This is a genomic window from Pseudarthrobacter sp. NPDC058196 (genome assembly GCF_042882685.1).
GTDB lineage: Bacteria > Actinomycetota > Actinomycetes > Actinomycetales > Micrococcaceae > Arthrobacter.
Window position 1 is genome coordinate 1 of sequence record NZ_JBHVVN010000005.1, and the last position, 11,667, is coordinate 11,667.

Consider the following 11,667-nt stretch of genomic DNA (forward strand, 5'->3'; position numbering starts at 1 on the left):
TAGCGTGGGGGAAACGCCCGGTCCCATTCCGAACCCGGAAGCTAAGACCCACAGCGCCGATGGTACTGCACCCGGGAGGGTGTGGGAGAGTAGGATACCGCCGGACACACATTGGTCGAGGCCCCAACCACACGGTTGGGGCCTCCCACATTTAAACACCACCACGCCCCGTGAAGGGGTGGATATAGCCTCCGAATTCGGTGATTAACCTCAAAAAGTCGCGGAAACACGCGGAATTTGCGGATCGGAACGTCCCAAGCTGGTAAGTTTTCGAACAGTGGCTTGCGCGCATGCCGCGTGCAGGCTTCAGAATCAAGAATCGTCCAGGAGGACATAAATGGCTAAGAACCGTAGTGAACTTGTTGCAGAGGTAGCTGGCAAGGCCGGCACCAGCCAGGCTGCCGTCAACTCCGTCCTCGACGCTCTGTTCGAGGTTTTCGAGACGTCTGTTGCCGCCGGCGAGAAGATCACCATCCCGGGCTGGCTCGCCGTGGAGCGCACCGACCGCGCAGCCCGCACCGGCCGCAACCCGCAGACCGGCGAAACCATCCAGATCGCAGCTGGCCACAGCGTCAAGCTGACCGCCGGCTCCAAGCTGAAGGCTGCTGTCTCCAAGAAGTAGAGCATTCGCCCGGTCCGGCATGCGCCGGCTGGAAAGGAGCGGCAACCCCATGGGTTGCCGCTCCTTGGCTTTAAGCCGGATTCGCCGCCCGGGCAGGCGTAGCGGACAATGGAATGGTGTCTTCTGCCGCAAAACCCCGTTCTACCGCGCCCCAGTCCGAACCTGGCAAGGGAGCCCCGGTCCGGGACGCCGGGATCCGTGGCATTCCGTTGCCTTGGCAACTGGCGGGACTGGCAGCCCTCATCCTGGGCCTCACGGCAGCACTGCTCTTCTCCGGCGCGGCAGCAGCCCGCAGCGTCGCGGATCCCGGCGCCCTGGTCCGGTGGGGTCTTCCCATCAGCAAGGCCATCCACAACGTGTCCCTGGCCACCGTCGTCGGCGGCCTGATTTTCGCCGTCGGCATCCTCCCCAAGAACCTCAATGCCCGCGGCCGCGACCGGGAAACATCCCGGGATGCAGGCCCCGAGCACCCAGCCTTCACCCGTGTCCTGGCCGTGGCAGCCGCCGCGGGCGCGGTGTGGACGCTGTCCGCCATTGCTGTCCTTGTCCTCACCTACGCCGATGTTGCGGGGCAGGCGCTCTCAGGGGACCCCGCGTTCACCCAGGCCCTGGTGTACTTCATGACGGACATCGAAACGGGCCGGGCGTGGCTCGCCGTCACCATCATCGCCGCCGTGGTGACAACTGCGCTCTTCGGCGTCAGGTCTCCCGGCGGCCTGTTCCTCACCCTCATCCTGGCCCTCATCGGCCTGGTCCCGGCAGCGCTGATCGGGCACTCTTCAAGTTCCTCGGACCACGAAGGGGCCATCAACTCGATGGGCCTTCACCTGGTGGGCGTGAGCGCCTGGGTGGGCGGCATCGTTATCCTGGCTATGCTGTCCGGCATCCTCACCGGGCCCAAGGCCGGTACGGCAGCAGACATTACCGAACCGACGCTCCGCCGCTTCTCCACGCTGGCAGGCTTCGCGTTCGTGCTGGTTTTCGCTTCCGGCATCATCAACGCCAGCATCCGCGTGACCAGCTGGTCGGACCTCTTCGGATCGGCCTACGGCCAGCTGATCCTGGCCAAGACGGCGGGGGCCGTGGTGCTGGGCGGCATTGGCTTCATGCACCGCCAATGGGTCATCCCGCAGCTTGGCCGCAAGGGCTCCACCATGTCGTCCCGACGGGTGCTGTGGCAGCTGATCCTGGCCGAGCTGCTGGTCATGGGGGCCACCTCCGGCATCGCCGTGGCCCTGGGCCGGTCAGCACCGCCGCAGCCCACCACCCTGGCACCGGATGCCTCCCCCGCCTTCATCCTCAGTGGCTATGAGCTGCCCCCGGAACTCACGCCGGGACGCTGGCTGACCGAATGGCGACTGGACTGGCTCTGGGTTGCCGTAGCCCTTTTCGGCCTGGTGTCCTACTTCCTCGGCGTGGCAAAGGTCCGCCGCCGGGGGGACAGCTGGCAGTGGTTCCGGTCCGTGAACTGGGTTATTGGCCTGGTTGTCCTGACGTACATAACGTCCGGGCCGCCGTCGGTCTACGGCCGGGTCCTCTTTTCCGCGCACATGGTGGACCACATGGCCCTGACCATGGTGGCACCGATCTTCCTGGTGCTGGGTGCGCCGGTGACCCTGGCACTGCGGGCCCTCCCCGCCCGCAGTGACGGCTCCCGGGGCACACGCGAGTGGCTGATGGTGTTTGTGCATTCGAAGTTCTCGCAACTGGTGACGCACCCGTTGTTCGCCGCGGCAAACTTTGCCGGCTCGATCGTGCTGTTCTACTACTCGGACCTGTTCGGATATGCGATGCGCGAGCATGTAGGCCACGAACTGATGAACCTGCACTTCCTGCTGACCGGCTACATTTTTGTGCTGACCATGATCGGCACCGACCCGCTCCCGCGCCGGGCGCCTTACCCCATGCGCCTCCTCCTGCTCCTGGCCACCATGGGCTTCCATGCCTTCTTCGGCGTCTCCATCATGGGTGGCACCGGCCTGCTGGCGGCCGACTACTTCGGCAACCTCGGGCGCGCCTGGGGACCATCCGCCCTGGGTGACCAGCAAGCAGGCGGCGCCGTGGCCTGGGGCATTGGCGAAGTACCCACCCTCCTGGTGGCGATCGGCGTCGCCATCATGTGGTCGAGGTCGGACCAGCGGGAGACCAAACGCGTGGACCGGGCGGCGGACAGGAATAACGACGCCGATCTGGCCGCTTACAACGATATGTTTGCCAAATTGGCTGAACGCGACGCCAAGCTGGCTGACCGCAACAAGCTGGAAGGACGCTGATGAGCGAAACCGTACGCACGCACGCCCGGGTCCGGGCCTCCGAACTGGTGGGCCGCAACTGGTTGAACACCGGCGGCAAGAGCCTGGACCTCGAAGCCCTGCGCGGCAAGATCGTGCTGCTGGACTTCTGGACCTTCTGCTGCATCAACTGCCTGCACGTCCTGGATGAGCTGCGGCCGCTGGAAGAGCAGTATTCGGATGTCCTGGTCACCGTGGGGGTCCACTCGCCCAAGTTCGAGCATGAAGCGGATCCGGTGGCGCTGGCCGCCGCCGTGGAGCGGTACGAGATCCACCACCCCGTCCTGGACGATCCCGAGCTGGACACCTGGAAGGCCTACACCGCCCGCGCCTGGCCCACCCTGGTGGTCATCGACCCCGAGGGCTACATCGTGGCGCACCTGTCCGGCGAGGGCCACGCGGACGGGCTGGCGGTACTGATCCCCGAGCTCATCGCCGAACACGAGGCCAAGGGCACCCTCCACCGGGGTTCCGGCCCGTACGTTGCGCCCGAGGCGACCTCCGGCACGCTGCGCTTCCCCGGCAAGGCGTTGTTCCTGCCGCCGGGCCGCGGCTCCACGGCCGTGGCGGAAACGTCCGACGCCGGCACCGCCGCGGATGCCGCCGCCAAGGGTTCCTGGCTGGTCACCGACACCGGGCACCACCGCCTGGTGGAGCTCGGCACGGACTTCCAGACTGTCCTGGCAACCTTCGGCTCCGGCACCAAGGGCCATGCCGACGGTCCGGCCGCCGGTGACGACGCCACCGCCCGGTTCAACGAGCCGCAGGGCCTGGTGCTCCTCCCGGAAGACGTGGCAGCCAAGGCCGGGTACGACGTCGTGATTGCAGACTCAGTGAATCACCGCCTCCGCGGACTCTCCCTCAGCTCCGGCAAAGCTTCCACGCTGGCCGGCAACGGCATCCAGCGCCTGCTGGAGACCGGACCCGCGCGGGTGGACGAGGAGGCAGCCGGCTTCACCGGACGCCTGGGCGGGCACCCCCTGGAGGTCTCCCTCAGCTCACCGTGGGACGTTGTCTGGTCGAGCAAACTCAATGCGGTAGTGGTGGCCATGGCCGGAACACACCAGATCTTCAGCTTCGATCCCCTGACCGGCGCCGTGTCCATCGTGGCGGGCAATGGCTTGGAAGGACTGCTGGATGGTCCGGCCCACGAAGCCTGGTTCGCCCAGTCTTCCGGCCTGGCCGAGGACGCCGACGGCAACATCTGGGTTGCGGACTCCGAAACGTCCGCGATCCGCAAGCTGGTCATTGGCGAGGACGGCTCGGTGACTGTTGAATCCGCCGTCGGCAAGGGCCTGTTCGACTTCGGTTTCCGCGACGGTCCCGCAGCCGAGGCCCGGCTGCAGCACCCGCTGGGCGTGACCGTCCTGCCTGACGGTTCCGTGGCCATCGCGGATACCTACAACGGGGCCGTGCGCCGGTACGACCCCGCATCCGGCACGGTGTCCACCCTGGCCCGTGGCCTCGCCGAGCCCTCCGACGTGATCGTGGACCACACGCAGTCCGCCGGCTCCGAGCCGCTGCTGGTGGTGGTGGAGGCCAACAAGCACCAGCTGGTGTACGTCCCCATCCCCAAGGAAGCGCAGCAGGTGGATGAAGGCGCATCCCAGACCCACCGGCCCAAGAGCCCCGTGGCGTCGGGGCCGCTGGAACTGACGGTCCGCTTCACGGCTCCCACCGGGCAGAAGCTCGATGACAGGTGGGGAGACCCCACGCAGCTGAAGATCTCCTCCACCCCGCCCGAGCTGTTGGTCTCCGGCGGCGGAACCTCCGTGGGGCTGCTGCGCACCCTTGAATTGTCCCCCGACGTCCCCGAGGGCGTGCTGCACATTACCGCCCGTGCCGCGGCGTGCGACGGGCCCGAGACCGAGGACGGCGAGATCCCCGACCACGCAGCCTGCCACCTCTACCAGCAGGACTGGGGCATCCCGGTGGTCCTGCAGGCCGACGGCGACACCGAGCTGGTCCTGGACCTCCGCGGAATGGACTGACCCGGCTGGGCCTTCAGCTGAACTGGCCCGGTTTTCGGCCTTCCAAACCTGAAAACCGGGCCAGTTCTCTTCCTGCCGCACCAAGAACTGGGCCAGTATCCACATAGGCTGACTTTCTCCTCACGTCAGCGCCCGACTCCCAGCAGTGTTGTCGGATGGACGTAACGGAAATCATCACGTCAGCCGGCGGAGTTCTGCTGCGGCGCGATGTGCTGGCGGCAGGTGGCACAGAGACGGGGCTCCGACGGGCGATCCGCAGCGGCTCCGTGGTCCGGCTGGGGCAAGGCCTGCTGGCCGTGCCGGGCGCTGACCCGGAGTTTGTGGCCGCCGGCCGTGTCCGTGGTCTGTTGACGTGTGCCTCGGCCGCACCAAAATACGGCCTGTGGCAGCTGCGGCCCGCCACACGGCCCCACTATTGGCAAAGCAACGGGCGGAGCACAGTCCGCTGTGTCAGCCACCGCCTTCCCCTGACACAGCGGCCACCCCACCGGACCCTGGCGGCACTTCCCGATGTTCTCCTCCACGCGCTGCTGTGCCTGCCCGAGCTTGAGTCGCTCGTGATGGTGGAGTGTGCCTTCAACCGCGGCGACATCGAGCTGTCCTACCTTCTCCGGCATTTGGACGGGAAGCGGTGCGGCAAGGCAAGGACCGTTGTGTCCAAGGTGGAGCGCGGCGCAGACTCGCTGCTGGAGACGCTGGCCCGGGTGCTGTTCAGAGACGCGGGCATAGCCACTGAAACCCAAGTCTGGATTGACGGCATTGGCCGTGTGGACTTTCTGCTGGAGGGATTCCTCATCGTGGAGATCGACGGAATTGCCTTCCACCTTGAACCACGGCAATTCAAAAAGGACCGCCACAGGGACAACATGGCGGTGCGCTACGGCCTGCCCGTGCTCAGGTTCTTCTACGATGACGTAGTCCACGCCCCGGAATCTGTCCTTTTGCAGGTGCAAGAGGTGCTGGCGCGGGGTTCGCTACGCTGGCCGCAGCCAAACCAGCCCAGTTTTCGCCGTTATTGGGTCTAATGCTGCCAAGGCTAAGGCAGGGAGGGCTCTAAAACCGGGCCAGTCTGGCACCGGAGGGGAGGGGGCCTAGAAGCTCAGCATCGGGGTGACCTTGACCGTGTCACCGGCGACGTCCAAACGGGTGGTGAAGCTGAAGTCCACTTCCGCGTCCAGGGGATACCAGGCCCCGGTAAAGGCATTCTGCTGGAGCGCCTCCACCTTGGCCTTGCCGTCCAGCGGTGCCACCACCCAGCGGCCGCCGAACGGTTCCACCGATACGCCCGGGTACTCGGTGACGGTCCACTTGATGGTGCCGTCCTGGACTCTGTTGTTGCTTGCATAGTAGAAGGGGCAGTCGGGCTGGAGCTTCTGTTCCTTGACGGCTTCCGCCGCGCAGCCGTCAAGGAATTCCCGGACCTTGGCCGCAACGTCGCTCTTAAGCTTGTCAGTAGCCTGGGTCAGCAGGTTGAGCGGAGCCACCGGGGTGTCCTTGGAGGTGACGGTGGCGCGGGTGGCCGGCGCCGAGAAGTACTGCCCGTTCAGGGATGCCTCGTACTCGCCGGGATAGAACACGGCAAAGGAATTGCGGCCGCCCGGCATGTTTACCGGAACGCCGTTGACGGTTGCCTCATTGCCGTTGACCACGGTCACGTCCACCGTGGGCAGCCGGGACGGGACAAAGGCCCAGGTGTTGAAGAAGAGCCACTCGGTGCCGGTCTTCTGCAGCAGGAATTCGGTGCGGAGCCGGCTGCCGTCGATCGTGTACTCCAAGGGCACCATCACCTGGTTGCCTGGTCGTTCCTCGGGATCGCCGACGTTGACGTTGGACAGCCGGGATGCCGCCGTCTGCAGTCCGCTGCCGTCAAGCATCGCGGCGTTGCCGGGCGGGACAGTGGCGCGCAGGATGCCCAGCGCCCGTCCGCCGTCACCGCTCCTGAGCGCGTCGAGGTACTCCCTGACGGGCTGCTGCGGACTGGCCACGGTGTTGTTCACAATATTGATGGCCACGACGGCTCCGGCGATGGCAAGCATAAGGCCCAGCAGCCATCCGGCCGCGATCCTCACCAACGCTTGACTCATCTGCACGTTTCTTACAGTAACGGCAGTGCGGACGCACTCTAAAGTTGGGGTCCCCCCTAATCCGGCGGGCGGGACACCGATAAGTCCCGACGGCGGGTGGCCGGGAGGTCAGCGGGCAGGGCGTGCCAGCGGTGCGCAGCGCGTACCGGCAGCCAGGCAGCAGCAGTGCACCGGAGTCAGCGGCGGCGGCGCCGGGTGGAGGAGGTGCCGAACACGCCGCGGAGCAGTTCGCGTCCCAATTGCGTGCCCATGGACCGCGCCATGCTTTTCAGCCCGCCACCCAGGGCGCCGCCGAGCACTCCGCCCAGATCACCCATCACGCCGCCGGGCTGGGATTGAGGCTGCGGCTCGGCGGGCGGCCGGGGAGCTTGGGACGCGGGGGCCGGGGTTTGCGCGGGCCTGCTGCTGGGCCGGCCCAGGATCTCCTCCTCGATCCGGCGGGCCTCGGCGTCAACGTCGTAGCCGGCCGGCGCGGACTGGCCGGCTGGTACGCCGCCGGACGGTTCCGGCGCGGCCGGGCCGGTGGGTGCCGCCCCCTTGCCGGTGAGCTTTTCATAGGCGGACGGGTTGTCCACCGCCGTCCCGTACTTGCCCAGCAGCGCCGAGCCGGCCACCGTGCTCCGCACCAGCGCGTCCTCGGCAGGACCCATCACGGATTCCGGTGCTCGGAGCCGGGTGAGGGCCACGGGCGTGGGCGCCCCCTTCTCATTCATGACGGTGATGACGGCCTCGCCGATTCCCGCCGAGGTCAGCGTTTCCTCGAGGTCGTAGTCGCTGAGCGGGAACGTTGACACCGTGGCCTTGAGTGCCTTGGCGTCCTCGGGGGTGAACGCGCGCAGGGCATGCTGCACCCGGTTGGCCAACTGGCCCAGGACGTCGGCGGGCACGTCTTTGGGGGTCTGGGTGACGAAGAAGATGCCCACGCCTTTGGACCGGATCAGCCGGACGGTGGTGGTGATGGCGTCCAGGAACGCCTTGGAGGCGCCGTTGAAGAGCAGGTGTGCCTCGTCCAGGAAGAACACGAGCTTGGGCTTGTCCAGGTCTCCGGCCTCGGGCAGGTCCTCGAACAGGTCTGCCAGCAGCCACATGAGGAAGGTGGAGAACAGCATGGGCTTGGTCTGCAGCGTCGGCAGTTCGAGGCAGGTGACCACACCGCGTCCGTCCGGAGCGGTGCGGAGGAGCTCGGCAGTGTTGAATTCCGGTTCCCCGAAGAACTTCTCCAGCCCCTGCGCCTCAAGGTTCACGAGTTCGCGCAGGATCACCCCGGCGGTTGCCTTGGACAGGCCACCGAGTTCCTCCAGCTTGTCCTTGCCCTCGTCCGAGGTGAGGAACTGGATGACGGCCCGCAGGTCCTTGAGGTCGATGAGTTCCAGGCCGTTTTTGTCCGCGAAGTAGAAGACCAGCTGCAGGCTGGATTCCTGTGTGTCGTTAAGTTCCATGATCCGCGACAAGAGGACGGGCCCGAAGGAGGTGACTGTGGCGCGGACCGGGACACCGTTGCCGTCGCCGCCAAGGGCGAGGAATTCCACCGGAAACGCCTTCCCCGCCCAGGGCTGGCCGATGCTTTGGGTGCGGGCCGTCAGTTTGTCGCTCCCGACGGCGGCCGTTGCCAACCCGGAGAGGTCGCCTTTGATGTCGGCCAGGAAGACGGGGACACCGGCGGTGGACAGCTGTTCGGCCATCATGTGCAGCGTGACCGTCTTGCCCGTACCGGTGGCGCCGGCCACCAGCCCGTGCCTGTTCATCATGGCCAGCGGCAGCCGCACCGGCGCGTCCTTGTGGAGTTCGCCGTCGATGATGGCGGCCCCCAGCTCGATGGTGGCACCCTCCAGTGTGTAGCCCTGCTGGATGGTGGCAAGCTTCTCTGCTGTGGTTTTCGTGGCCATGGCGTTAGCTTAGCGGCGGGCTGCCCCGGATGGGACGGTAACTGCGTGGTCAGTTCCGCGGCCCGCCGGGCAGGTCTTTCGTGAACGCCAGGGGCCCGATGGTTTCCGGGTCCGCCGCCAGGTCGAACTGCGCCTGGTAGCCGGTGTGCAGGTAGAGGTGTTTGGCCTCCGGCTGCCGTGGACCGGTGGTGAGGTACAGCCTGGTGTAGCCGCGGGCGGCCGCCAGGGCCTCGAGTTCGGCGAGCACCAGGCGCGCCAGGCCACGACGGCGGTGGGCCGAATGCGTCCAGATCCGTTTCAGTTCCGCCGTGGCGGGGTCGTACCGGCGGAACGCGCCGCCGGCGATCGACTCGCCATTTTCCTGGATCACCAGCAGGGCGCCATGGGGGCCCTCGAATTCGGCTGCCGGGTAGCGGTTCAGTTCCTCTGCCGCGGCGCCGCGGCCGAACAGGTCCCCGTAGCGGGTGTCGTATTCGACGGCGAGCTCGTCCAGGAGTGGACGGACGCGGGGATCGTGCATGGGCAGGCTGAGGACGGTCAAGGCATTGGGGTCCAGGGGCTTCGGACGGAGGCCGGGTTCTGCGGTCACTGGTCGTTCCTTGTCACGGGTCAGGTCTTTCCGACGGCGGCTGGTTCTGGAGTTGCTGGTTCTGAAGCTACCGGTTTTGCGGGTTCCGGGGCGGACGGGCTGGCCAGGTCGCGGGCAGCGCCGAGGATGGTCCGGGCGAGGGCGTCATTTTCGCGGAACGGCGCGGCGTTGGTGTGCGGACGGGCGAAGGCGCCGGCGCCCCACCCGGAGGTTCCCGGGCCCACGCCGAAGAGGGCGGGCTGGGGTGCGCCGTCCGAATCCACCAGCTGGTGCCGGGCCGAGACCAGCAGTTTTCCGGTGGAGTGGATCCCGTCCGCGGTCAACAGCTGCTGTTCGCTGCCCAAGCCGCTTCGGTGCAGCGAGGCGAGCACCGGGTTGAGCGAGCGGGCAACGGACGTGGACGGGAGCCGCGCTTCGATCAGGGCCGTGGACGCCACCGAGACTCCGGACTGCCGCGAAGTGGCCACGAAGGTGCCGGTGGCTTCGTCGGCAGCGACGTCCAGGCCCGGCCCCAGGAACTGCAGCAGGCCGGCCCGGTGCAGCGCGAGCATCTGGCGCAGCCGGTGCGGCGGGGGCCCGGAATCGACGAAGCTGAAGAAGCCGTGCCACCAGCCGTGGACCACCTGCTGGGAGCGCGCGTTCAACCGCTCCGGCGGAACCACCCGGCCCACTTCCATGTACACGTGCAGCAGTGCCACGAACAGGGCCAGCGTCTCCGGATGGTCCGGGCTGTCACGCAGGGCAAGGTCGTGTTCGATGTAGCCGGCCACGGCGTCCTGCACGTCCTGGTGCCCGGTGAAGGTGCGCCCGTCGAAGGGCCGGTCCAGCCGCTCCAGGTCCAGGCGCAATGCGGGGTCCGGGACCGCGGCGGCAACCAGCGATTCGCGCCCGCCGCTGTACCAGTCCAGCTCCCCGTAGCGGGCGGCGAACTCGTCCCATCCCATGGCGGCACGTTCGGGGCTGCCCGTCAGGAGCTCGCGGTAATAGTAGGAGCCGGCTTCCTTGGCGATGAGCGGCCACAGGTCCCGGCGGAAGTCCAGTTCACCCTGGCGCTCCAGCAAGGAGTCCACCGCGGCTTTCGTGAAGAACTGCAGCGGCCCCGGTGCCTGTCCGCGCAGGGCTGCGGAAATCTTGGAGTGGTACGGCACGCCCCGGCGCGAGCCCGCCCACAGCCGGGGTTCGCGCCCGGACGGAAGGTAGCGGAGCCCGCCGTCGGACGTTTCCCGGAACCTGCCGCCGCGGCCCTCCATGAGCAGGACCAGCAGGTCCACGAAAGCCAGGCCCATCCCGGAGACGATCACGTCCTGCCCGGCGGCGATGGGGGAGTAGTCGACGTCGGTGGTGTAGCCGGGTGCCGCGTGGTAGCCGCCGTGCCGGGCGGCGAAGTCCGAGAACCCCGCGGATACGGCGTCCGGGCGGGAATCGGTGTGGCCCAGCGCCGTCACCACGATGTCCGCGTGCAGGGTGCGGCCGTTGCCCAGCTCGACGTCGTGCCCTCCGCCGGGCCGGGGCGTGATGCCCACGGCCGTGGTGCGGTGCACGGTGACGCTGCGGTCCAGCGACTTGGCGGCGCGGCGGAAGAACCACTCGAGGTACTGGCTCTGCAGCTGGCGGGTGGGAAACGTGATGCCGGTGAGGGCCCGGAGCTGGTCCCACAGGGGCTGCGGGAAGTCCGGGACATCGATGATGGAGGCGTCCAGCACGCCCGCGGCCCATTCGGCCAGGCCAGGACCGGGTGCCGCGGGTCCGGCGCAGTCCACGGACCCGTCGGTGAACATGGTGATGTCCGCGGCCATGGAGTTAAGCAGGAGGCCCGGGTCCTGGTCGTACCGCCAGATGCGGCCGGAACCCGGGATGTGCGGTTCCACCACATGGAGCTGCAGCGGGCCGGCGAAGACGTCCGGCCGGTTGGCCGCGATCCGTTCGAGCACGCCCGCCGTGCGCGGTCCGCCGCCGATGAAGACGATGGCCGGGATGGTGGCTGGCATGGGTACTCCTGACGGCCGGGGCTGGGTTGATTGCCCATGCTAGGCAGCCGTGACGACGCCGGTCGAGCGCCTGGTCACGGCCGTTAACCCCGCGTCACAGCGCGTTAAGGGACGCAAAAAACCGACGCATGACGCCGTGCGAAGCCCCGTGAAGTATTGCAACCTGCCGCCTTGCTGGCCCGTTCCGGCCGGTCCTAGATTTGCAGCCAGCACCGG

The 11,667-nt window shown here is 67.5% G+C and carries 8 protein-coding genes and 1 rRNA gene; 5 read left to right on the forward strand and 4 right to left on the reverse strand.

Features of this window, described 5'->3' with window-relative positions; translation table 11 throughout:
• The 5 genes from rrf to ACFVVC_RS08260 all read left to right on the forward strand — a co-directional run.
• Positions 1–106, forward strand: a 5S ribosomal RNA gene (rrf, locus tag ACFVVC_RS08240); the annotation flags it as partial.
• A gap of 231 nt (positions 107–337) precedes the next feature.
• Positions 338–622, forward strand: a complete 285-nt coding sequence (locus tag ACFVVC_RS08245) for an HU family DNA-binding protein (protein WP_011693739.1) — start codon at positions 338–340, stop codon at positions 620–622.
• Positions 623–735: 113 nt separating this feature from the next.
• A complete protein-coding gene (locus ACFVVC_RS08250) occupies positions 736–2,895 on the forward strand; it encodes a cytochrome c oxidase assembly protein (RefSeq protein ID WP_387451173.1) in 2,160 nt (719 codons plus the stop codon).
• Entirely contained in the window at positions 2,895–4,904 is a 2,010-nt protein-coding gene (locus ACFVVC_RS08255; RefSeq protein ID WP_387451176.1) for an NHL domain-containing thioredoxin family protein, read from the forward strand. The genes ACFVVC_RS08250 and ACFVVC_RS08255 overlap by 1 nt, the downstream gene beginning before the upstream one ends.
• Before the next feature lie 155 nt (positions 4,905–5,059).
• Complete coding sequence (locus ACFVVC_RS08260) at positions 5,060–5,929, forward strand: DUF559 domain-containing protein (protein WP_387451179.1); 870 nt, start codon at positions 5,060–5,062, stop codon at positions 5,927–5,929.
• A 66-nt stretch (positions 5,930–5,995) separates the two neighbouring features.
• Here the strand turns inward: ACFVVC_RS08260 and ACFVVC_RS08265 are convergent, their stop codons facing one another.
• From ACFVVC_RS08265 to ACFVVC_RS08280, 4 genes are all read right to left on the reverse strand, one after another.
• Positions 5,996–6,988 (reverse strand): hypothetical protein, encoded by a 993-nt coding sequence (locus ACFVVC_RS08265; protein ID WP_387451182.1) that lies wholly within the window; start codon positions 6,986–6,988, stop codon positions 5,996–5,998.
• Positions 6,989–7,164: 176 nt separating this feature from the next.
• Positions 7,165–8,874 carry a helicase HerA-like domain-containing protein gene (locus ACFVVC_RS08270; protein ID WP_387451185.1) on the reverse strand — a complete coding sequence of 570 codons (1,710 nt, stop codon included), beginning with the start codon at positions 8,872–8,874 and terminating at the stop codon, positions 7,165–7,167.
• 49 nt (positions 8,875–8,923) lie between these two features.
• Positions 8,924–9,463 carry a GNAT family N-acetyltransferase gene (locus ACFVVC_RS08275; RefSeq protein ID WP_387451188.1) on the reverse strand — a complete coding sequence of 180 codons (540 nt, stop codon included), beginning with the start codon at positions 9,461–9,463 and terminating at the stop codon, positions 8,924–8,926.
• 20 nt (positions 9,464–9,483) lie between these two features.
• Positions 9,484–11,451 (reverse strand): FAD/NAD(P)-binding protein, encoded by a 1,968-nt coding sequence (locus ACFVVC_RS08280; protein ID WP_387451191.1) that lies wholly within the window; start codon positions 11,449–11,451, stop codon positions 9,484–9,486.
• Positions 11,452–11,667: the final 216 nt, after the last annotated feature.